Origin of the sequence: Taibaiella soli (assembly GCF_003236175.1) — a bacterium.
GTDB lineage: Bacteria > Bacteroidota > Bacteroidia > Chitinophagales > Chitinophagaceae > QKTW01.
In genome coordinates, this window is sequence record NZ_QKTW01000016.1 from 177432 (window position 1) to 200541 (window position 23110).

The following is a 23110-nucleotide window of genomic DNA, read 5'->3' on the forward strand; positions in this document are numbered from 1 at the left end:
TTACAGATTAGGCATTACCGGCGGAGCGCCTTTCTTTTTAGCAACGGCAGCGCCGATTGCGGAAAATATGGCCCCGGCTATCATCGTCATAAAAACAATCCCTGCCACCATAAATACTTTAAAGTATTTATGCGTCATATCAATTCCCTGCTGGATTTGCTCTTCTGTCATCCCCTTTTCGGTCATTTTTTCACGCGCAATCTCCAGTCCTTTCTCCTGCATTTCCGGGAAAATCATATTCGACAGGAAACCCCAAACTAATAATATAAGCGTAATAATGGCGCTTGCTTTAAGGCAGCTTGCGAACACTTGTCCGAATGTAACGTAGCCATCATTCATTTTTGAAAAAGCCACTGCGTTGAGAATGATGCCAACCAACATCACGCCGTACTGGATATTGCCCATTCCCGGTTTAAACGCCAGCCCTGCAACGTATAAAATTACATTGATAACAATCATGGCAAGCGCGATCACCAGCCCATAGGTCATGTGAAGATTCTTACTGTTTTTCATATTGATTCAGATTGCATTTATTGTGATTAATGATGCCGTAAATATTCCCTGTCAGCTTATCACCAAAAGGATTATTATTAGACAAAGACTTCCAGTTATCTTTCTTCAGGTGGGTTTCTTCTTCCGGGCTAAATATAGTAATTTCTATATTTTTCCCCTTGTTAATTTGAGCGTTATCAAAACCGAAGACTTTTCTCGGTGCTGCGCCAAATGCATCAACAATTCTTTCCAGTGAAACTTCATTTTTGAGCGCTTCCCAAACGATGTTGAACGCTATTTGCTGAATGTTCATACCATCGGAAGCGTATTCAAATTCTTTTGCCTTGGCATCCCATTCCTGTGGCCGGTGATGACTCGCAATAACGTCGATCGTGCCGTCTTTAAGACCTGCGATCAATGCTTGCCTGTCGGCCTCGCTGCGCAATGGCGGATTCACTTTATACAGACTGCTGTAACCACGGAGTGATTCATCGGTCAGGGCCAGATGATAGGGCGTTACCGAACAAGTCACTTGTAAACCTTCCGCTTTCGCTCTGCGAATCATATCAACAGAAGCGGCAGACGAAATACCGGTAATATGCAGTTTTGAATTAGTGTAACGCAACAGTTCAATATCGCGGTGTACCATGATCGTTTCTGCAAGATCAGGCATTCCGGCCATACCAATTTGTGTAGAAACCGGACCTTCATGCATCAGTCCGCCAGCGGAAAGACTCGCGTCAACCGGCACCTGAATTAAGGTTCCGTCAAAAGCTTTTACATATTCGAGTGCTTTCAGGAAAAGACCGGCATTTTGAACTGGCTTCCAGCCGTCAGAAAACGCAACTGCGCCATGACGTTGCATATCCATCATTTCAGCCAGCTGTTTACCTTCTGCTTCTTTAGAAACCGCACCGATCGGATGCAGCTGCGCCGCATGACCATTGGCTTTACTAACCAGATATTGTACGGTTGACTTATCGCTGATAGCAGGATTGGTGTTTGGTGTCACGAGCACATGCGTAAAACCGCCCGCTGCCGCGCTATCCAAACCACTGATGATCGTCTCCTTATGCTCATATCCTGGCTCGCGGTAATCTGCAAAAATATCTACCCAACCCGGACTTACGCAAATACCTTTTCCTTCCACGACCTTCTCCGCTTCTACATCAAGCGAAGCAGCGATTTCAGTAATAACACCATCTTCTATGAGGATATCTACGATTTGATTATTATAATCGGACTGAGCATCGAGTACTCTTGCCTGACGGATGATTATGCGCATATAAAAAAACTATTGAGCAGCAATGTCTGATTTTCGGAAACTGCCGGCCAGAACCAAGGTTTCAGCCACCAGCACAAACAGGGCCAAAATTACACAAACTTTCCAAAGCGGAAAGCTGCGCCATCCGTTATCTGCTGTAAAACTGCCCGTGTCTCCAACTTCCTGCCATTTTATGTTATCACCCTTCCATTGATTTTTTAATGCGGCCAACGTCCAGACTTCCAGGTTTGATTCTTCACGATCGCCATTTAGCGCGATCCATACCGGATCGGTTCCTTGTGCTACCAGCTTGTAGAACCCGGGCTGAGACAATACCTGGTCAACAAAAACATCCAGTCCTGCACCATTTGGGCGCTGCGGCGGAATTAAATCAAGCCCGTCGCCCTGAATATGCACCATATTACGTTCGTCAGCATTATTGAGCGGCAACCAGGCCGGTTGTTGTGCGCCAACAGAGATTGCATAAATATCACTTCCTTTCGATTGTGCAGCCATCTGATAAAGGAATGGCACAAAGAAATAGCTCCCCTGAAAATTGCCGGAAACCTGATCTATCGCGCTAGCGCAGATGTATAATGCACCCTTGTATGGATGATAACCTGCCAGAAAAGGATCACCATTACGGAAACTCAAAACAGATTGCTGATTGGCGTTGAGCCCCGCGTGAACGATGTAATGCCAGTTGGCTACCGGCAATTGTACGTTCTCCGGAATTCTTTCAAAAAGATCCTTTACAAGATCATTGCCCTGCTGCAAACCTGCTACAGTTTGTGTTGCAGTATCAACGCCAGCGATACGGATATCACCGAGTATTTGCAAACCTTCATTCAATGCATCGAAATTGCCTGTTTTCGCTGGAAAAATGCAAATGCTCTGGCCTTTTTGTAAAGCAGCAGAAAGATTTTTCGCCAGACCTGCATCCAAACGCGTAATGCCATTCAGGATAACCAGATTGTAATCTTTGAAATCCGTTGGCGCCGCAGAAATATCGGATTGCGTCAAACGAAAACCGTTGTAGGCGCGGAACGCGGCTTGTATATAAGGATTGACCTGTGATTCATTCAGTACCAAAACCGAAAGACCGGGTGCGCTTCTCGCGGTAATGCGGAATGTATCATCAAAACGAACGGAAGCGTCGTTGATCGTGAGCGCAATCTTTTGCCAGCTCGCATCATTTGGTTGAAAAGAAACCGTATCTATTGATTCTTTTTGCTCATCGAAACCTAGCGAAGCAGCGCTTTTTACCTGCCCGTTTACTGTCAATTGCAGAATCGGCGATTCTTTCGGAAGTGTTCCTATCGCTTTGGTCCGAACCACAATCTGATTATTCTGACCTGCTAATAAAACCGGTGACAGCAAATAAGCCGTGTCGATATAAATATTTTGTGCCGCATCGACCTGAACCGGGATACCATGAAATTGAATATTGCGCAGCAATGACTGATCTGGCGTTGCCGAAAATGCTGTTTGCTGAAAATCGGAATAATAATACAGATCTGCAGCAGATTGGCTTTCGCTCTGCATCAGGCTCTGTACAGAAGTCAGAATTTTAGCAGATGGCATCGATGCTGATGTACCGCTCATATCCCTGATTGCCATAAGTGTTTTATCCGCCTGCATTGGCTGATAACTGGCAGGTTTGTCGTTAGAAAGCAGCAGAAACTTACTTCCCGGGCGCGCATTTCTGATTTGGCGTTGCGCGGCCTCCTTGGCGATATCCAACAAGCTTCTGGCTCCTTTTTTAAGCGCCATACTGTTGGAGTTATCAATGTAAATAACCTGTAGTCTATCCGTTTTTTCTACAGCGGTATTTTTATTGAGAAACGGCTGCGCGAATGCCAATATTAAACTGGCGAGAAATAAAAGTCGCAAAGCAAGTAGCCATTTGTAACGTATCTGACTCTGTTTGCGCGAATTGAGCTGAATATCTTTTAAAAAGCGGGTATGCGGAAAAAGTACCGTTTTATAGCGCCGGAGGTTAAACAGGTGTATGATCACCGGTATCGCCAGCGACAAACCCGCAACAAGAAATAAAGGATACAGAAAGCTCACCTAACAAATATAAGTGAATACTTGATTGGTTTATAAGCAACTGGAATTTGAACGACAGACAACAGAATTTTCGATGATATCACAACTATTTACACCCCTATAACAATGCAAATGACCGTTGAATGGCCCAAACCCGTAAATTTGCGTCGTGCGTTTAGTAAAAGATATCATTTCCATTCATACCAATACCCCGCTCGACCGGTTTCTCGGCCAGCAGGCGCAGGTTTTGAACCGCGAAGAGATTCGCGTGAGCCATTCGGTACATGTGGATTATCTGGATATCGCTTTTACGGAAACTACGCTACCGGAAGAACATGCCTGTCTTTATCTTTTCCCGATAGACGACAATCAATTCTGCCTTCAACTGCTTTATCTGCAGCATGATGAAAGCAAAGCATATACTGCGCACGTTTCCTGGATTCAGTTTTTACCTGCATTTTTCGATCAGTATCCGGCTGAAAGCCTGATGGCAAATTCACCGTTCCGTTTCGATCAAACGACGGAGCAGCAGTTTACTATTTGTGCACAGACACGCTCTTTACTGACGCAACTGCAACAAGCCACTGGCCTTACTGATTTCCTGCAATCACTGCAACAGACAGAACTGTCGCTGCATTTGCTGCGTCGTTCGCTGGAAAGCATTGCCGTTCCATTTACAGTTTGTCAGGTTCCGGCTTGTCGTTTCCTCGCTTATGAAACAGAACGTGACAAAATCGGCGAAGCGAAAATGATTCTCGATACACGTTTTGATCAGCCGATCACGATTAAGGAACTTTCCCGCAAAGTGGCCATGAATGAATGTTATCTGAAGAAAGGCTTTAAAGCGTTAACGGGTAAAACGATTCATGAATACCAGCAAGAGCTACGTATTTCAAAAGCTAAAGAATTGCTGAAAGGCCAGGAGCATTCTGTTTCCGACGTAGCAAACTTATTAGGCTTTAGCAGTATCTCCCACTTCAGTACTGCATTTAAGAAAGCAACGGGGTTGAAGCCTTGTGAATTGCTGGCGTAAACGTCTAATGCCGGCACATTTTCACCTGAACTTATTTTATTAAAAACGCGAAATCGGATTGCGACGTCCTCGTACCTCGTCCTCGCAACAACCCCTAGGGGGTTTCAAACGCGAGCGAGTACTCACAGCTGACAACTCACTTATCATACTGAGCGGAGTTGAAGTCCGCAAAAATTAACCTTCAGAGATTCAATGCGTTTCCGCGATGGTTTTCAGTGTTTGTAAAATCGGATTTTCCTCGCCTTGATCAGCTTCCTGTACCGCATTCGGACGATTGTCTTCCTGAATAATCTCAAGCTTGGTCTGATTATTTTCAGGCGTTAAAACATAATGCATCACGAAGTAATTTTCCGGCTTGTCTTCGAGATCAGGACGTGGGGCAAACAAAGAATATTTGATTAGTTCATGGTTGCGTACTTCCAGAATTTTGCCCCATTGTTCGTACACGTTTCCCTCCCATTCCGTACGAAAGCGAATCTCACTTCCGGCATTCCAATCGGTGATTACATCGCTACCATACTGCCACTGCTTTACAAGCTCAGGTTGCGTGAGTGTGTTCCAGACTTTATCTGCGGGTGCATTAATTGTGATGCGGGAAATATTGCGTGCCACAGTGATTAAGATTTTGGTGTTTCAAGTTAAAGAAAGCTACTTAATATATTTACCGATGAAAGGCATTTTCTTCATTTCTTCTTTCTCAACACGGAGCACCAGCAGCAGGAATAAGCCCATTAAAACAATACCTGAGGTCAGGCGCAATGCAAATGAATGTGTGAAATGACTAACGCCTCTCTGTACTGCAAACAACAATAGCATCACTACCATATAACTGAGTATTTTCTTAGTAGCATACGGCACAAAAAAGTATTTCTGTCCCCAGAAATAAGACATAATCATCATTGCGAAATAACAGATACACGTGGCCCATGCGCAGGCATACATGCCATAAGTCGGTACAAAGGCAAAGTTGATGGCAAACGTAATTGCCGCGCCAATCAGCGTAATGTACATGCCCTTGCGCATGTTGTCTGTGATCTTATACCAAACGGAAAGATTGTAGTAAATACCAAGGCAGACATTCGCAAACAACAGGATGGGCACTACACCTAATCCACTGCGGTAAGCCGGGCCAACCATATATTTCCAGACATCGAGGAAAAGACCGGTAAATAAGAACGCGAGACAAACGGTTATTGCAAACCATTTCATCACACGGGCATATGTCTTTGGTGCGTTTTTATCAGCAGCCTGATTAAAGAAAAATGGCTCTGCACCCATTCTGAATGCCTGAATGAACAGCGTAATAAAGATGGCTATTTTATAGTTGGCATTGTAAATACCTACTTCTGACTTTGCAATATCAACTGTATGCGAATTAAGCTTCAGCAGCATAATCCTATCCACCGTTTCGTTAACCATGCCACCGAGTCCAACAATGATCATCGGTGATGCGTAATTCCAGAGTTTTAACCAGAGCTCTTTGTCTATCGGGAAGCGGAAATCTTTCCATTCATTAAACAGCAAAATAAACGTGACAGCCGACTGGGCTACGTTTGCAAGGACCAAAAGCCCGGCAGCACTATGGCTATTATACCAAATGGAATATGCCGCTTCGGGATGTGCTGCCGCATATTTCTGACTGAAATAGATAAAGAAAATAACGAAAGCCAGATTGACGAAAATGCTGACGAAACGGATTGCAGCATATTTTTTCGGTCGGCCTTGTTGTCGCAATCTTGCAAAAGGTATAGTAGAAAGTGCATCAAGCGCAATTACAATCACACACCAGGTGATATATTCCGGGTGAGCGTCCATGTCCACAAAATGAGCCATTGGCTTGCGCAATAAGACGCAAATAATACTCAATACAATTGTGCTCAACAATAAAGAACCAAAGGAAGTACGGAACAATTTTTCTTTGTCCTCGCCAGAAGATGCAAAGCGAAAAAACGCCGTTTCCATTCCATAAGTAAACAGGATATTAGCGAGTGAAATGCAGGAATACAACACCCCAAAATCACCGTAGGCTTCGCGCCCTGCCTGATTGCTGAGGAGATATGTAACGATAGGTGTTTGCAAATAGCCCAAAAATCTGGCCGCGATAGAACTTAATCCGTACCAGAGTGTTTGTCCTGCCAGGCTCTTTAATGATCCCAATGCTGTAGTTTATTATTGTTCGTTAAAAAAATGGTTAATCCAAAAATCAGACCATTACCCAATTATTGAATTAACCATTTGTACCAAGTCGAAGACCTGATTATATTTTACTCAATTATCCAAGTTTCTTTACCTTCCAGCAGTTTGTCGAGATTACCGAAACCTCTTACAGCCTGCGCTTCTTCTAACTGCAACGCCATTTCATCTTCGTACGTAGGACGCTCTGTTGCATAGAACACACCAAACGGACGCGGCAGGTGATTTTCTTCGCGCGGATCATCAAAGAAACGAACCAGCATTTGCGCTTTATAAAAATCATCTTCATCGTGGATCCAAAGGTCATCAGCGCTGAAACCATCAGCCAGATTTACCATTTGCGGTTTATAACCATCCAGACGAATACCTTTTTCTTTATTTGCGCCAAACAACAGTGGCTGACCTTGTTCCAGGAAAAGACCCTGATCCAGTTTTGTTCCTTTTTCGGTAAAAATCTCAAATGCACCATCGTTAAAGATGTTACAGTTTTGATAGATCTCCAGGAATGAAGCGCCATGATGTTTGTGTGCACGGGTCAGCATGTATTGCAGATGTTTTGGATCACGATCCATACTGCGACCAATAAAGGTTGCATCTGCCCCCATCGCCAATGCCAGCGGATTGAACGGATGATCCAGACTGCCCATTGGCGTACTCTTCGTTACCTTATTTGCTTCGGAAGTAGGAGAGTATTGACCTTTGGTCAGACCATAAATCTGATTGTTGAACAACAGCACATTCACGTCAAAATTGCGGCGCAACAGATGAATGGTATGGTTACCGCCGATACTCAGACTATCGCCGTCACCGGTTACAATCCAAACGCTCAGATCCGGGCGGGAAGCCTTGAGACCAGAAGCGATGGCAGTAGCACGTCCGTGAATGGAGTGCATACCAAAAGTATTCATATAGTACGGGAAGCGCGAGCTACAACCGATACCGGAAATGATTACAAAGTTTTCTTTAGGAATTCCCAGGGTAGGCATTACTTTCTGCACTTGCGCCAGGATAGAATAATCGCCACAACCCGGACACCAACGCACTTCCTGATCTGTTGCAAAATCTTTTGCTGTCAGCGCGGGTGTTTGTGGTACTGCTATGTCACTCATTTGTATCGTAAAATCAAAATAATTCAAAAATCAAGAAACCTTAATGTGTTTTCTAGACACCTAGGTTTCTATAGCGCAGCAAATTTACAGCATATTATGCTGGTTTCTGTATGTTTTAACAATACTTATATAATATTATCCATTAGCGAATAGAAGCGGTTTATGTACCGGGCGTTCTTAACTTTGTGCCTTCTCAATCAAACGCATGCAAGCTCATCCCATTGGTATTTTCGACTCAGGTTACGGCGGATTAACCGTTTTTCGGTCTATAAAGCAAAAATTACCTCAATATGATTACCTGTATTTGGGTGATAACGGCCGCGCCCCGTACGGAAATCGTTCGTTTGAAACGGTGTACCAATACACGTTGGAGTGCGTGAAATGGTTTTTCGAAAATGGATGCCCTTTAGTGATTATTGCCTGCAATACAGCATCGGCAAAAGCACTTCGTACCATTCAGCAAAATGACTTGCCAAAGCTTGCGCCAGACAATCGTGTTTTGGGAGTAATTCGCCCGACGGCAGAAGTGATTGGTCAATATACTGAAAACCGAAAAGTGGCTGTTTTGGGAACAAAAGGGACTGTTGCTTCTGATTCTTATCCGATTGAGATCCATAAATTTTTCCCGGACATTGAAATTTTCCAACAGGCCTGCCCGCTTTGGGTACCATTGATTGAGAACAATGAACACAATACGCCGGGCGCCGATTATTTCGTAGAGAAATACATGCAGCAATTGCTCGCACAAAATAATGAAGTGGATGCTGTTCTGCTTGCCTGCACACATTATCCGCTGATCGCCGATAAAATCAAAAAACATTTACCGGAAAATGTGTCTGTAATAGGCCAGGGTAGCATTGTAGCAGATAGTCTTACGGATTATCTGCATCGTCATCCGGAAATGGAACAACGGATCACCCGAAATGGCTCGATGCGTTTTTTCACTACAGATGACACGAATGATTTTGATAACCACGGTTCACTATTTTTTGGACAACCAGTACAATCGGAGCACCTGCATTTGCAATAATTTTGAGAATGGTCGATGCAATCGAAGGTTGCTCGCGGTGACACAACGGTGCAGATTACAAGCATTTGTCCCCATGAACAGAGTCGGAGTGTAAATACGCGATCGTGCGCATCTTTCATTTTCCTACCTTCAGCTTCCAAACATTCTTACCATGCAAAAAAGAATCAATATCTACAATGTGCTGCCGGAAGCATACAAACCAATGCTGGCACTCAGCAAACTGGTGCACGATTCTTCACTCGATAAAAAACTGCTCGAGCTCATTAAAATTCGTGCTTCGCAAATCAATGGCTGTGCTTATTGCCTGAATATGCATACACGCGATGCCCGTAAAATTGGTGAAACAGAACAACGCATTTTTCTGTTGAATGCATGGCGAGAAACCACGCTTTTCACAGATCAGGAACGTGCCGTACTTGCCTTTACAGAAGCAGTAACCAGTATTAGCAACCATCATGTACCAGACGATGTCTATGCAGAAATGGAAAAACATTTTACCGAACAGGAAATCGGCTATGTGCTTACAGCCATCGTCGTTATCAACGGATGGAATCGTTTTGCTATAGCGACCAACTTACCTCCTGAGCTATAGAATTTCGCAGTGCCGGTTTACGTTTTATCAGAATGCGATACCTTCACCGCGTTTTTTTAATAACTATCGGGAGAAAGCATGTTGGTAAAAGTTTTCGGAAGTGCGGTGTATGGCGTAGAGGCGATGACCATCACAATTGAAGTTGACGCGCAGAGCGGCAGTCAGACAGGTTATTTTATTGTAGGATTGCCAGACAATGCCGTTAAGGAAAGTCTGGAACGCATTATTGCTGCTATCAAAAATATCGGCTACGAACGGCCGCGCACCAAAGTATTGGTAAATATGGCTCCGGCGGATGTGCGCAAAGCTGGCTCTGCTTACGATCTTCCGATTGCGCTGGGTATGCTGGCGGTTTCTAAACAGATGAATGCAGATGCGCTGCAGGATTATATTATTATGGGCGAGTTGTCTTTGGATGGCTCTTTACAACCAATCAAAGGCGCTTTGCCCATTGCTATTCAGGCACGTGCAGAAAAATACAAAGGACTTATCCTGCCGGCACAAAATGCCCGCGAAGGCGCGCTGGTCAATAATCTTGACGTCTATGGCATTAATCATATCAGCGAAGTAGTTGATTTCTTCAATGGTAAAACAGAACTAAAACCTGTAATCGTAAATACAAGAGAAGAATTTTACGATGCACAACAACATTTTGATGTCGATTTTAATGATGTAAAAGGACAGGAGAACGTAAAACGAGCGCTGGAAATCGCAGCAGCTGGCGGTCACAATGCCATTTTGATCGGCCCTCCAGGTGCGGGGAAAACGATGCTGGCAAAGCGTTTGCCAACTGTTCTGCCGCCGATTACATTACAAGAGGCGCTGGAAACTACGAAGATTCACAGCGTAGCCGGAAAGCTTTCCAGCAATTCTTCACTCGTCGCTCATCGCCCGTTTCGTTCACCACATCACACAGTATCTGATGCCGCCCTTGTAGGCGGCGGCGGCATTCCGCAACCGGGAGAAATTTCTCTGGCACATAACGGGGTTTTGTTTTTGGATGAATTGCCGGAATTTAAACGTACTGCGTTAGAAGTGATGCGCCAGCCTATGGAAGAACGCCGCGTGACGATTTCGCGGGCTAAGGTAACCTTAGATTTTCCTGCAAGCTTCATGTTGATCGCATCCATGAATCCTTGCCCTTGCGGTTATTTCAACCATCCGGAAAAAGAGTGCACCTGTGCGCCTGTAATGGTGCAACGGTATCTAAATAAAATATCCGGGCCTTTATTGGATCGTATCGACTTACATGTAGAAGTGACACCGGTTTCCTTCAACGAACTTTCTTCACAGGCAACCAGCGAACCGAGCGAGAAAATCCGCGAACGCGTGATTGCTGCAAGGGATATTCAGGCAAAACGATTTGAAAATACACCAGGCATCTATTGTAATGCACAAATGAGCAGCCGTCAGCTGAAAGAGGTCTGTGTGATTAATCCGATCGGACAGAAACTTCTGAAAACTGCCATGGACCGTCTCAATCTTTCGGCCCGCGCTTATGACCGCATTCTGAAAGTATCCAGAACGATCGCCGATCTCACAGCGAGTGAAGAAATCCGCCCCGAACATCTGGCGGAAGCTATTCAATACCGAAGCCTCGATCGGGAAGGCTGGGCCGGGTAAATTAGCCAGAAAATTATCTTTCCGGGAAGGAGGCGCCGAAAATAAAAGGTTAATGTTATTTTTATGCCCTCTAAAACCGTTGCACGGTCCCTGAATCCCCGTGTAAATTCCTGTTTTTCAAAAAATGGACACAAAGAATAACGAGATAGCGCTTTCCATTGTAGTGCCGGTCTTCAATGAAGAACAAATCATTGAAGTGCTGGTAGATCGAATGGTGTCGGCCGCGGAAAGCATTACACCTGATTATGAGATCATTTTTGTCAACGACGGTAGTCGCGATACTTCGCTTCTGAAACTGAAAGAAGCCTGTGCGAAAAATCCGTCCAGACTTCATTACATCAGCTTCTCCAGAAACTTTGGACACCAGGTGGCCATCACCGCGGGCATGGATTTCGCTAAAGGTGATGCGGTCGTAACGATTGATGGCGATCTGCAAGATCCTCCGGAATTGATTAAAGACATGTATCAGGAATATCTCAACGGATATAAAGTGGTATATGCAAAACGGGAGAAAAGAAAAGGGGAAACCTTTTTCAAACTCCTTACGGCTAAAATGTTTTATCGTTTGCTGGCGAATATGGTTTCTTTTGAAATCCCGCTGGATGTAGGTGACTTCCGCCTTATCAGCCGCGATGTACTGGAATATCTGAAAAAGATGAAGGAGCCGGATAAATATCTGCGCGGACAGATTGCCTGGATGGGTTTCAAGAGCACTTATGTGATGTTTGAACGTGATGAACGCAAATTCGGAAAAACGAACTATCCGTTTAAAAAAATGTTGCGTCTTGCATTTAATGGCATTACTGCATTCTCCGATTCCCCGCTAAAACTTGCAACATCTATGGGGTTTGCGGTATGCTCCATTTCTTTTCTGATTGGCATGTACGCACTCTATGGTTATTTCTTCGGACACGATACCGTACCGGGATGGGCTTCTACGATTATCAGTATAACATTCCTGGGCGGCGTACAGTTGTTGTCGTTAGGCGTCATTGGTGAATACATCAGCAGAATCATCAACAACGTGCGTGACCGGCCGCTTTATATTATCGATCAATCGACCATTGATTCAGCAATAGAAAGACCTTAACCGATGTTGAAAGACTTATTCGAAAAAATACCAAAGCCCTTATTGGGCTTTCTTGCATTTTGTGCGATTGTAATAGTGCCCATATTCGCATACCTGGGAAAGTTGCCGCTACAACTCTGGGATGAATCCCGGCTTGCGGTCAGCGCTTACGAAATGGCTAAAACGGGCAACCTGCTCATTCCTACATGGAATAATGTTCCAGATATGTGGAGTACCAAACCTCCATTCTTGATCTGGCAACAAGCGCTGATGATAAAAATGCTGGGGCCGAGTGAGCTTGCTGTGCGACTGCCTTCGGCCATTGCTGCTTTTCTTACATGCTTTGTGCTTTATCGCATTTCTGTAAAAAAATTCAATAGTTATCTGCTCGGACTTATTATTGCTGCAGTGCTTGTGACCTCACATGGATATGTATCACTGCATGGCATTCGTACAGCCGATTATGATTCAATGCTGACGCTATTTACCACACTTTATTGCTTTTCTTTTTTCTTTTTTCTCGAAGAGGAAAAACCAAAACATCTGATGTTTTCATTTGTATTTATGACGCTGGCCGTATTGACCAAAGGCGTTGCAGGTATGATGGCGACACCAGCACTAGTACTCTATACGTTGCTTCGGAACAAGGTTTTATTCACGCTGAAGAAAAAGCATTTTTATTTCGGGCTGGGCATATTTCTTCTTTTCATTGGTGGTTATTATTTGCTGCGCGAACATTATAATCCCGGCTATCTGGCGGCTGTGCAAGAGAATGAACTAGGCGGACGCTTCATGAATACATTGGAACAACATTCCGGAGACGCCTGGTACTATTATGACCGGCTGTCGGGCTTTAAATTCAGCTACTGGATGGTTTTGATTCCTTGTGGTCTGGTTACTGCATACTTTCTGGAAGACAAACGGTTGAAAAGAATTGTGTTCTTCTCTGCCTTGGTGGCGCTTGGCTATTTTACCATCATCTCCACGGCCAAAACAAAACTCAATTGGTATGACCTTCCTTTGTACCCGTTTCTGGCGGTGATTGCAGGTGTATTCTTGTTTTCTATAGCAGCCACGCTACGCAAATTGCCGGCAGAAAAAATGATTACGGCGGTAAATGTCCTGCCATTTGCATTTGTGTTACTTGTTTTTTACAAGCCGTATAATGAAACCTATGTAACGGTTGCTTATCCGCCAAAAGGAATTGAGAAAGATGGTTACAGCATCAATCTCTATCTGAAAAAAATCATCAATCAAAATTCGCAGGAAGCTGCTCCTACAGACGGACAACTCGCGGTTTCCACGAATGTTTTCGGCAGCAATATCTTCTGGTATTTTAAACTGCTCAATAGAAAAACGGGCCAGAAACCTGAAAGTGTTGATATCCGCACCTTAAAACCAGGTCTGAAATTTATCACCAATGTGGAATCAGAAAAGAAATTTATCGCGGCTAATTATCCCAACAAAATCGTAGATCAGTGGGGTGATGTGAGCGTGTATCAGATTCAATAAATCGTGGCCTGGCCAATATCTGATGTCTGATTTTTTGTACGATCACATTTATGGATTTATCATAATAAAAATGCGTCCCGACAATATTGTCGGGACGCATTTTATTGGACGGTTACGATATCTAAGCACTCACAGCCGACTATTCACAACTCACAAAATCAGTACTCAGAAGATCCGCGGTCAGCGATTTAGAGCAGCTCTTTAATCGCTGTTACCAACTCTGTTCTGGTGATTGGTACACCCTTAATTTTATTATAGCCAACCGCGTCAATCAGGAATTGATCACGAATAATTTTGATCAATTGACCGTTGTTGATTTCCGGAATCAATACCTTTTTATAGCTTTTCAACATATCGCCGAGATTGCGCGGGAAAGGACGCATGTGGCGCAAATGCGCGTGTGCAACAGATTTACCTTCTGCCTGCAATTCTGCAACAGCGCTTTTAATAGCACCGTATGTAGAACCCCAGCCCAGCACCAGTACATCGCCTGTTTCAGGACCTGCATCAAGTGTTTGTAATGGAATATAATCAGCAATACGCGCTACCTTTTCTTCACGGGTTTTCACCATATGCTGGTGATTTTCCGGATCATAAGAAACATTACCTGTAATGTCTTCTTTTTCCAGACCACCGATGCGATGTTCTAAACCCGCTGTTCCCGGAACAGCCCAAGGGCGAACCAGTTTTTCATCACGTTTATACGGCATGAATTTCGGTTCGTCTTCGCCCAGTGCACGCTTAAAGGTTACATCAATCGGTGCAAGATCCGCGCTTTGCGGATAAGCCCAAGGTTCCGCACCATTTGCGATATAACCGTCACTCAGCAGGATAACCGGCGTCATGTGCTGCACCGCAATGCGTACCGCTTCATAAGCAGCATCAAAACAGTCGCTCGGCGTGCTCGCAGAAATTACTGGCATCGGACATTCGCCGTTGCGACCATAATATGCCTGCAGCAAATCGCTTTGCTCTGTTTTCGTTGGCAAACCAGTTGAAGGACCACCGCGTTGGATGTTTACAATCAACAAAGGAATTTCCAGCATTGCCGCCAGACCCATTGCTTCTGTTTTCAGTGCCATACCCGGACCAGAAGTGGTAGTAACACCAAGACTGCCGCCATAAGCAGCACCAATTGCAGCCGTAATACCGGCAATTTCATCTTCAGCCTGGAACGTACGGATACCAAAGTTTTTATAACGCGCCAGTTCATGCAGGATATCAGAAGCAGGCGTAATCGGATAAGTACCGAGGAACATCGGTAAACCAGATTTTTGTGCCGCAGCGATCAAACCATAAGACAATGCAGTGTTACCCGTGATACTCCGGTATTTGCCCGCAGGCAGTTTTGCTTTTTCTACTTTATAACGCGTCGTAAATGCTTCTACAGTATCACCATAGTTGAAACCGGCCTGAAGCGTGCGGATATTACTTTCCAGGATCTCCGGTTTCTTGGAGAATTTATCATGCAGGAAAGAGAAAGTGCTGGTCATGTCGCGATTGTAGAGCCAGTAAAGGAACCCTAACACAAACATGTTTTTTGCACGGTCTTTCTCTTTGGTACCAAGCGTAATATCTTTCAGCGCCTCGCGAGTGAGCTTGGTCACATCGATTTTGTGCAGCTCATAACCTTCGAGCGAACCATCTTCCAACGGATTGATACCATCCGGATAATTTGCCAGACGCAGATTTTTAGCATCAAAACCATCTGTATTGGCGATAATCATACCGCCCGGCTTCAATGATTTCAGATTTACTTTGAGCGCGGCCGCATTCATTGCGACTAATACGTCACAGTTATCACCAGGAGTGTAAATACGATTGCTCGAAAAATGCAGCTGATACCCACTTACGCCAGGCACAGTACCCTGTGGGGCGCGGATTTCGGCAGGGAAATCAGGGAAAGTAGAAAGGTCATTTCCAATCAGTGCAGTATTGTTGGTAAACTGGCTACCGGTAAGTTGCATACCATCACCACTATCTCCGGCAAATTTTATAACGACGTCTTCGACAACCTGTACAGGAACAGACATAGATTCAAAAAATTCAATAATAAAAAAATAACCCCAGGCGTTTTACCCTTCGGGCAGCGCAAAGTTAGTCATTTTGGGGCTGGCATAATCGATAAAAGTATATTAAAGTTGTAGGTTTTAGGTTATACGTTATTAGTTGTAGATTTTAGAATATATGTTTAAAGTTGTACGTAATAAATTATACGTAATAAGTTGTTTTTGGGGTCGCCGCAACTTAAAACGTAGAACGTACAACTTAGAACTTAATAGAACTTTTAATGTAGGTTTGCTGTTGAAGATTATTTGCATGCGTTTTTTCCGTTTTTTAATCATATTATTTTTTATAGCACTTCATCAGGTATCCATTGCACAAACCCTGCCTGATGGCGTAAAACAACCAAGAATATTAATCTTGCTTGATGGCTCATCAAGCATGGTACAACCGTGGAGCAAAGATGCTACCCGCTTTAAAACAGCAGGCCGCATTATCACTTCACTGATGGATAGCATTTATAGACTAAATGATCAGGTGGAATTTGCGTTGCGTGTATATGGTCATCAGTATCCCGTACAGGAAAATAACTGTTATGACACGAAGCAGGAGGTTATGTTTAGCAAAAACAACCTGACCCAAATGACCTTACGCCTTGCTGCCCTGCATCCTATGGGTGTCTCTCCGATTGCCTTCTCGCTGAAAGAAGCTGCAGAAATGGACCTTACCGATGAATTACACAACGCTTATAGTATTGTATTGATCACCGATGGCGGAGAAAGCTGTAATGGAAATATCTGTGATGTGGTAAAAACGCTTCTTGATAAAAAGATAGACTTTAAGCCTTACATCCTCAGCCTGGTAGATTATAAACCGCTGCAGAAAGAATATGAATGTCTGGGTAGTTATTTAACGGCCTCAAACGAACCACAAATCGGCACAGCCATTGAAACCATTATGGAATCGTACAGGAAAGTGCTGACTTTGCCGAATATCGTTTCTAAACCAGTACCAGCTGCCTTATCGCCAACTCCGAAACCCGGATTGATAACACCACCTAAAGTAATTATTGCGCCGCCGCCGCCAATACAAAAAGATACTTTTTCATCTGTAACGAGCCAACCGACTACGACATTCAAACAAGAGCCAATTGTAGCCCATGCGCCAACAACAGTGCCGCTGCTGGCTAAGGAAATCATTTTCCCGGTGCCGCTGTTTCCGTCGTTGAGATATTTCCCGGTTTATTTTGCCACGCCATCATATAAAAAAGTACCGGTCCCTCGCTTTACGCCCATTCAGCCAGAACCGATACCGGTAGTACCAACAGCACCAGCGCCTGTTGTCGCGGCTCCAAAACCGACCCCGCCACCAGCGCCTAAGCCAACGCCACCTCCGGCTCCAAAACCAACGCCAAAGCCAACCAAGCCGCCAGTAGTAATAGCACCACCGCCGCAAAAACCAAAAGAAGCACCGTTTACTATTGAAACGGAAGACGCGCAGGAGACTACAGTTGAAGTATACTTTACAGATGGGCATGGAAAATTCTTCTCTTCTACGCCACAGCTCATATTTAGTGATGCACACAGCGGCGCTACGATCCAGAAATTTTACCGCACGGTTGATGCTTCCGGCAATCCGGATCCACAGAACATTAAAGCAGGCACCTTCAACATAACTACGCTGGGCAAAAGTCTGACGTTGATGAAAAATGTGACGATCACAGAGAAAAAGAAAAATAAGGTGATTGTAAAAGTGAGCAACGGCTCGCTGAAATTTGTATACGCCGGCAATCCGAAACGTGCAGTAGAGGAATACGAAGCCGTCATCACCAAGCGTTTTGATGGCCGCGTACCAGCAATCAGACAACATTGTAACGTAGAACTGGAATACACCCCTGGCAACTACTATGGCGAAATCAACACTTTGCCTGTGACTCGTTTCAATACAGATATTGATTTTGGCGGTGAAACTGTCATCGAAGTACCGGAGGCCGGATTCTTACAGCTCGATAATCCAAATAACTACAAAAGGGTAGTGCTTTACTATCCACTGGGCGATAAATATCTCAGTTTCTACACTGCAGATATCGCCAATAATCCCAAACCGGAAAAGCTGGATCTATTGCCGGGTGTATATGAAGCGCATTACATCAAAACGCCAAACATTCCGTATTCGAAAGAAACGATTGTTCCGTTCCGGGTTACTAGCAATAAGCTTACTAACGTAACTTTAGAATAATGGCAGTAACATTTAAACAAATAACGACATCGGATCCGCTGTTTACGCAGGTATGGCAACTCAGAGAAGACGTGCTGCGTCGTCCGCTGGGCCTGTCACTGCAAGATGAAGATCTGAGCAACGAAGCCGACGAAACAATTTTTGTTGGTGTGGAAGACGATCGAGTGATCGGTTGTGTGATGGTGAAAAAACTGGATGATGTGGCCAAAGTGCGCCAGATGGCTATTGCGGCCGAAATGCAAGGTGGGGGCATCGGCCGGTTATTAATGACTGAAGCAGAAGATTGGATCTGGGAAAATGGCTTCAAAAAAATCTCGCTACACGCACGGGTTTCCGCTGCTACTTTCTACGAGAAACTGGGCTACGAAGTAGTGGGCGATGTCTTTACAGAGGTAAACATTCCGCATGTAAAAATGGAGAAACTCCGTCCTTAAACAATGGCCCGCATTTGCGTAACGGAAAGTGAGAACGTCCAGTTGTTTGAATCAACTGACGATTTGCCGGCAGCCTGGAATGCAATGCTTCCCACTGGTCATTTCCTACGCAAAGAACAACTTGTAGTCAATGAAGCGGCACAACTGCCCGATGTACAATTTCTCTATGGCATTATTTTACGCCAAAAGAAACCGGTAGCGCTCGTTTATTTTCAGGTGTTGTGTCTGCAAGATTATCACGTCAATAAAGAAGGAATAAAAGCCTGGCAGTTTTCACTCTGGAATAGTTTCACCACAGTTACTCGCCCGAAGCTATTGGTTGCCGGACATCTTTTCCGCCATGATATTGCTTCGTTTTACGCCATTCCTTTGCTTTCATCATACGAAGCTTTTCTCTGCTACAACGAAGCTATTAATGCGGCTTTATATCGCAGTAAAGCATGTGCTGTTCTGGTAAAGGATATGCCAGAAAAACTCGTTACTTATTTCCAGCATTTTGCTCCGCAATATTTGTTGCTGCGCAATGATATTTCTATGGAAATGATCCTGGACGAAAGCTGGCAAACATTCAAAGATTATGAAGCTTCGCTAAAACACAAGTATGCGCAGCGTGTGCGGAAACTGCGCCAGAATTGGGATTCGTTAAAAGTGCGCGAATTGAATTTTCTGGAAACAGAAAACTGCAAAACGGAGCTGTACGCGTTGTACCGGCAGGTAAGCAATAAACAACAAATAAGACTAGGGTTACTCAACGAAGATTTTCTCCCATTACTTAAAAAACATAATGGCGATGCGCTAAAAATCTGGGCAGTCTATGAAGAAGAGAAAATGATTGCATTCCTAAGCGCATGGATTAAAGGAGATGACTTCGATATGTTTTATATCGGTTTTGATTACGACCGGAATACCGCACTGAATCTGTATTTCAACATACTTTATTTCAGTGTGGAGCAGGCAATACTGCATCGTAAAAAACAACTGATTCTAGGCAGAACAGCGTTAGATGCAAAAGCTCGTTTAGGTTGCCAGCCGAGATATCTTTCCACTTTTATTTTTATCAAAAACAGTTTGCTGCGCAACTATATTATTCGCGCACAACAACGCCTTACAGCAGACGAGGGTAGTACCTGGGAAAACAAACATCCATTTAAGAAAGATTCGTAGCGAGGCTTTTTTCTCGCTACGGTCGCGGAGGCACGACGTTTTTTCCTAACGCAAACGAACTGGCGCGAGTGTTCCGGAGGGTCACTCGTGTCTAAAATTCATGTCAGTCTCTGACTGACGCCTAATAAACAGTGCTAACCGCCCGGCTGGCATCAGCAGCATGTCGTCAGTCAGAGACTGACATGAGCACTCGTCACGAGAGCGCTACGCTAACTCTCGCGCCAGTCAAATAAAAAACGGTCAGACGACTTAGAGTCGTCCGACCGTATCAATACTGTTAAATAAAAAATCATCATTGCGCGGGACATCTCCTATCGTCGATGTGACAAACACGAGCACTCACCACTGACAACTCACCACTCACAAAACTAGTGCGCTTCCAGCCAGTTTGAACCACTTCCGGTTTCTGCATTTACCGGTACATGATTCGGTAATGCCATTGCACCTTCCATGCCTTTTTTCACAAGATCTCTCACTTCGTCCAATTCTTCATTTGGCACGTCAAATACCAATTCATCGTGCACCTGGAGGATCATGCGCGTGCGCAGATTTTTTTTCTTCAGCTCTTTGTGTACATCAATCATCGCCAGTTTAATCATGTCTGCAGCGGTCCCTTGAATCGGCATATTGATTGCATTTCGTTCCGCATAACCGCGTACTGTCTGATTGGCCGAATGAATATCGCGCAGCCAGCGTTTACGGCCCATCAGCGTTTGTACATAAGTATGTTCTTTCGCAAAATGGATAGAACCATCCATGTACTTTTTAATTGCCGGATATTGGGTGAAATAATTATCGATAATGGATTTCGCTTCACTACGGCTGATGCCCAGATTCTCTGCAAGTCCAAATGCAGACTGACCATAAATAATACCAAAGTTTACCGCTTTGGCATTACGACGCTGTTCAAACGTAACATCAGATTCCGCTACACTGTACACTTTCGCAGCTGTTGCTGTATGAATATCTTTACCATCCACGAATGCCTGTATCATGCTTTCGTCACCGCTGATTGCCGCTACAATACGCAGTTCAATCTGAGAATAATCGGCCGAGATCAGACTCCAGTTTTCAGCACGTGCAATGAATGCTTTACGTATTTCACGGCCACGATCAGTGCGGATCGGTATGTTTTGCAGGTTCGGATTATTACTACTCAAGCGGCCCGTAACAGCTACTGTTTGATTAAAGCTTGTGTGCACACGACCGGTACGCGGATTGATCAATTGTGGCAATGCATCAATGTATGTGCTCTTCAGTTTAGTCAGTTCACGATATACCAGAATATCGTCAATGATCTGATGTTTGTTACGCAGCTTTGCCAGCACATCTTCACCGGTTGCATACTGACCAGTCTTCGTTTTCTTCGCGCCACTGTCTAGTTTCATGAGATCAAACAAGACTTCGCCCAATTGCTTCGGCGAACCGAGATTAAAATTCACACCAGCATGCTTGTACACATTTTGTTCTGCTTCACGAATTTCTACTTCCAGTTGTTTGGAATAATCCTGCAAGAATTTCACATCCACACCAACACCTTCATATTCGATATCTACGAGTACCGGTACCAGTTTATTCTCTACTTTTTCAAACACATCACGCACCGATTCTTTATCGAGCAACGGTTCAAAAGCATGTTTTAGTTGCAAAGTAATATCAGCATCTTCTGCAGCATATTCAGCTACCTGTTCTACAGGCACATCGCGCATATTCAGTTGATTCTTGCCTTTCTTGCCGATAAGTGTTTCAATAGATACTGGCTCATAACCAAGATACTTAACGGCAAGTGCGTCCATACTGCGTTTGCCATCCGGATCAAATACGTAGTTGGCAAGCATTGTATCGTACAACGCACCACGAATCTCAAAACCATACCATTTCAGCATGATGAGATCATACTTAATATTCTGCCCAACCCAAACGATATCTTCTCTATCAAATAAAGGCTTGAAATGATTCAGAATATCGATTACTTCTTCTTTTACCGTTGGCACAGCAACATAATATCCCTTCGCTTTCTCCCAGCAGAAACTAAAGCCTACGAGATCCGCCTGATTCGCGTCGGTGCCGGTTGTTTCGGTATCGAAAGCAATTTCCTTTTGCAACATCAGTTGTTGCACCAAAGCATCAATTTCCGCTTTGCTGTTTACAAGAATATATTCGTGCGGTGTCGTTTCGATGGTCGCCACATTCGTTGGCAGTTCTTCAATTACTTCAGCGACTACCGTTTCTTTTACTACGGCAGCAGCAACGACAGGCTGTTGTTTCTGCGGCAGCGGATTCCCAAACAGATCCATTGAAACCGGCGCTGCAGCCTTATCAAATACGTTGTATTCATCACCCAGTAAGCGTTTGCCAAGCGCTTTAAATTCAAGCTCTGTAAAAATTTCATTGAGTGCTTCGCGATTCCATTCTTTTACGCGGAAATCTTCTTCGTGAAATGAAACCGGAACATTGGTAATAATTGTAGCCAGCTTCTTTGACATGATCGCCAGATCGCGGCCATTGCGCACTTTTTCGCCTAATGCACCTTTAATTTTATCTGCGTGTTCCAATACATTTTCAAGTGTATCATATTCTGCCAGCAATTTCGCAGCGGTTTTTTCACCGACTCCCGGAATACCTGGAATATTATCAACCGCATCACCCATCAACCCCAGAATATCTACAACCTGGTCTACTCGTTTGATATTCCATTTTTCACAGACTTCCTTCGGTCCGAGCACTTCTACACCACCGCCCTGATAAGATGGCTTGTAAATGAAAATATTATCGCGCACCAGCTGACCATAATCCTTATCGGGCGTTACCATGTAAACGGTATAACCCAGATCTGCGGCTTCATGTGCCAATGCACCAATCACGTCATCGGCCTCATAACCGTCTTTTTCCATACACGGCAGACTAAATCCATTGACAATGCGTTTGATGTCTGAAAGGGAACTGATAATATCTTCAGGCGCTTCCTGACGATTGGCTTTGTACTCGGCAAAATCGATATGCCTTTCCGTAGGTGCGTGCGTATCAAAAACCACCGCCAGATGGGATGGTTTTTCTTTATTGATGAGATCAATTAATGTAGTGGTAAATCCAAATTGTGCGTTGGTATTGCGACCTGTACTGGTAACACGCGGAACGCGGATCAAAGCGTAATAAGCTCTGTAAATAAGCGCCATCGCATCCAGCAGGAAAAGTTTCTTTTCAGACATGGCGCGAAGTTACCGTTTTTTGCCTTTGCGTTTTTTCGTTATTTGTGCTTATCGTCCAAAGAAAATGCCAAAATCATTCCCAGAGATTTTCC

At 44.3% G+C, this 23110-nt stretch carries 17 protein-coding genes; 9 read left to right on the top strand and 8 right to left on the bottom strand.

Going from position 1 to position 23110, the window contains the following annotated elements:
- The 3 genes from DN068_RS10815 to DN068_RS10825 are packed head-to-tail and all read right to left on the bottom strand — an operon-like array spanning position 1 to position 3829.
- Positions 1 to 513: a DUF4199 domain-containing protein gene (locus DN068_RS10815; protein WP_110998929.1), complete on the bottom strand. Its 513-nt coding sequence runs from the start codon at positions 511 to 513 to the stop codon at positions 1 to 3.
- Positions 500 to 1777, bottom strand: coding sequence for a dihydroorotase (locus DN068_RS10820; protein ID WP_110998930.1), 1278 nt, complete (start codon positions 1775 to 1777; stop codon positions 500 to 502). Before DN068_RS10820 ends, DN068_RS10815 begins: the two co-directional genes overlap by 14 nt.
- A gap of 9 nt (positions 1778 to 1786) precedes the next feature.
- Entirely contained in the window at positions 1787 to 3829 is a 2043-nt protein-coding gene (locus tag DN068_RS10825) for a BatA domain-containing protein (RefSeq protein WP_110998931.1), read from the bottom strand.
- Between the two features lie 148 nt (positions 3830 to 3977).
- On the opposite strand from DN068_RS10825, the gene DN068_RS22370 reads away from it, so the two are divergent.
- A complete protein-coding gene (locus DN068_RS22370) occupies positions 3978 to 4841 on the top strand; it encodes a helix-turn-helix transcriptional regulator (RefSeq protein WP_243630213.1) in 864 nt (287 codons plus the stop codon).
- A gap of 189 nt (positions 4842 to 5030) precedes the next feature.
- On the opposite strand, the gene DN068_RS10835 is transcribed toward DN068_RS22370, so the two are convergent.
- From DN068_RS10835 to DN068_RS10845, 3 genes are all read right to left on the bottom strand, one after another.
- A complete protein-coding gene (locus tag DN068_RS10835; protein ID WP_110998932.1) occupies positions 5031 to 5453 on the bottom strand; it encodes an SRPBCC family protein in 423 nt (140 codons plus the stop codon).
- Between the two features lie 36 nt (positions 5454 to 5489).
- On the bottom strand, positions 5490 to 6998 hold the full coding sequence (locus DN068_RS10840; protein WP_243630214.1) for a lipopolysaccharide biosynthesis protein: 1509 nt from the start codon (positions 6996 to 6998) through the stop codon (positions 5490 to 5492).
- Positions 6999 to 7105: 107 nt separating this feature from the next.
- Positions 7106 to 8143, bottom strand: a complete 1038-nt coding sequence (locus tag DN068_RS10845; protein ID WP_110998933.1) for a 2-oxoacid:ferredoxin oxidoreductase subunit beta — start codon at positions 8141 to 8143, stop codon at positions 7106 to 7108.
- Between the two features lie 205 nt (positions 8144 to 8348).
- Between DN068_RS10845 and murI the strand changes: the two genes are divergently transcribed.
- From murI to DN068_RS10870, 5 genes are all read left to right on the top strand, one after another.
- Complete coding sequence (gene murI, locus DN068_RS10850) at positions 8349 to 9173, top strand: glutamate racemase (protein WP_110998934.1); 825 nt, start codon at positions 8349 to 8351, stop codon at positions 9171 to 9173.
- A 151-nt stretch (positions 9174 to 9324) separates the two neighbouring features.
- Positions 9325 to 9765 carry a carboxymuconolactone decarboxylase family protein gene (locus tag DN068_RS10855; RefSeq protein WP_110998935.1) on the top strand — a complete coding sequence of 147 codons (441 nt, stop codon included), beginning with the start codon at positions 9325 to 9327 and terminating at the stop codon, positions 9763 to 9765.
- Between the two features lie 78 nt (positions 9766 to 9843).
- Positions 9844 to 11388: a YifB family Mg chelatase-like AAA ATPase gene (locus DN068_RS10860; protein WP_110998936.1), complete on the top strand. Its 1545-nt coding sequence runs from the start codon at positions 9844 to 9846 to the stop codon at positions 11386 to 11388.
- Positions 11389 to 11512: 124 nt separating this feature from the next.
- On the top strand, positions 11513 to 12478 hold the full coding sequence (locus tag DN068_RS10865) for a glycosyltransferase family 2 protein (RefSeq protein ID WP_110998937.1): 966 nt from the start codon (positions 11513 to 11515) through the stop codon (positions 12476 to 12478).
- 3 nt (positions 12479 to 12481) lie between these two features.
- Positions 12482 to 13969: an ArnT family glycosyltransferase gene (locus tag DN068_RS10870; RefSeq protein WP_110998938.1), complete on the top strand. Its 1488-nt coding sequence runs from the start codon at positions 12482 to 12484 to the stop codon at positions 13967 to 13969.
- 188 nt (positions 13970 to 14157) lie between these two features.
- Here DN068_RS10870 and DN068_RS10875 read toward each other — a convergent pair whose 3' ends face one another.
- Complete coding sequence (locus DN068_RS10875) at positions 14158 to 16002, bottom strand: 2-oxoacid:acceptor oxidoreductase subunit alpha (protein ID WP_110998939.1); 1845 nt, start codon at positions 16000 to 16002, stop codon at positions 14158 to 14160.
- 286 nt (positions 16003 to 16288) lie between these two features.
- On the opposite strand from DN068_RS10875, the gene DN068_RS22260 reads away from it, so the two are divergent.
- Genes DN068_RS22260 through DN068_RS10890 form a run of 3 tightly spaced genes read left to right on the top strand, consistent with a single transcriptional unit; the run spans position 16289 to position 19809 of the window.
- Positions 16289 to 18211 (top strand): vWA domain-containing protein, encoded by a 1923-nt coding sequence (locus tag DN068_RS22260; protein WP_110998940.1) that lies wholly within the window; start codon positions 16289 to 16291, stop codon positions 18209 to 18211.
- The gene (locus tag DN068_RS10885) at positions 18211 to 18645 is read left to right on the top strand and encodes a GNAT family N-acetyltransferase (protein WP_110998941.1); all 435 of its coding nucleotides are present in this window, start codon (positions 18211 to 18213) and stop codon (positions 18643 to 18645) included. The genes DN068_RS22260 and DN068_RS10885 overlap by 1 nt, the downstream gene beginning before the upstream one ends.
- A 3-nt stretch (positions 18646 to 18648) precedes the next feature.
- A complete protein-coding gene (locus DN068_RS10890; protein WP_123985314.1) occupies positions 18649 to 19809 on the top strand; it encodes a hypothetical protein in 1161 nt (386 codons plus the stop codon).
- A gap of 368 nt (positions 19810 to 20177) precedes the next feature.
- Here DN068_RS10890 and polA read toward each other — a convergent pair whose 3' ends face one another.
- Positions 20178 to 23018 carry a DNA polymerase I gene (gene polA, locus DN068_RS10895; protein ID WP_110998943.1) on the bottom strand — a complete coding sequence of 947 codons (2841 nt, stop codon included), beginning with the start codon at positions 23016 to 23018 and terminating at the stop codon, positions 20178 to 20180.
- Positions 23019 to 23110 lie beyond the last annotated feature (92 nt).

What these genes read in the sequence shown, in the direction of transcription:
- DN068_RS10885 (WP_110998941.1), top strand. Translation starts at nt 18,211, where the DNA reads ATGGCAGTAACATTTAAACAAATAACGACATCGGATCCGCTGTTTACG.
- DN068_RS10820 (WP_110998930.1), bottom strand. Translation starts at nt 1,777, where the DNA reads ATGCGCATAATCATCCGTCAGGCAAGAGTACTCGATGCTCAGTCCGAT.
- DN068_RS22260 (WP_110998940.1), top strand. Translation starts at nt 16,289, where the DNA reads ATGCGTTTTTTCCGTTTTTTAATCATATTATTTTTTATAGCACTTCAT.
- DN068_RS10865 (WP_110998937.1), top strand. Translation starts at nt 11,513, where the DNA reads ATGGACACAAAGAATAACGAGATAGCGCTTTCCATTGTAGTGCCGGTC.
- DN068_RS10875 (WP_110998939.1), bottom strand. Translation starts at nt 16,002, where the DNA reads ATGTCTGTTCCTGTACAGGTTGTCGAAGACGTCGTTATAAAATTTGCC.
- polA (WP_110998943.1), bottom strand. Translation starts at nt 23,018, where the DNA reads ATGTCTGAAAAGAAACTTTTCCTGCTGGATGCGATGGCGCTTATTTAC.
- DN068_RS10890 (WP_123985314.1), top strand. Translation starts at nt 18,649, where the DNA reads ATGGCCCGCATTTGCGTAACGGAAAGTGAGAACGTCCAGTTGTTTGAA.
- murI (WP_110998934.1), top strand. Translation starts at nt 8,349, where the DNA reads ATGCAAGCTCATCCCATTGGTATTTTCGACTCAGGTTACGGCGGATTA.
- DN068_RS10860 (WP_110998936.1), top strand. Translation starts at nt 9,844, where the DNA reads ATGTTGGTAAAAGTTTTCGGAAGTGCGGTGTATGGCGTAGAGGCGATG.
- DN068_RS10870 (WP_110998938.1), top strand. Translation starts at nt 12,482, where the DNA reads ATGTTGAAAGACTTATTCGAAAAAATACCAAAGCCCTTATTGGGCTTT.
- DN068_RS10855 (WP_110998935.1), top strand. Translation starts at nt 9,325, where the DNA reads ATGCAAAAAAGAATCAATATCTACAATGTGCTGCCGGAAGCATACAAA.
- DN068_RS10845 (WP_110998933.1), bottom strand. Translation starts at nt 8,143, where the DNA reads ATGAGTGACATAGCAGTACCACAAACACCCGCGCTGACAGCAAAAGAT.
- DN068_RS10815 (WP_110998929.1), bottom strand. Translation starts at nt 513, where the DNA reads ATGAAAAACAGTAAGAATCTTCACATGACCTATGGGCTGGTGATCGCG.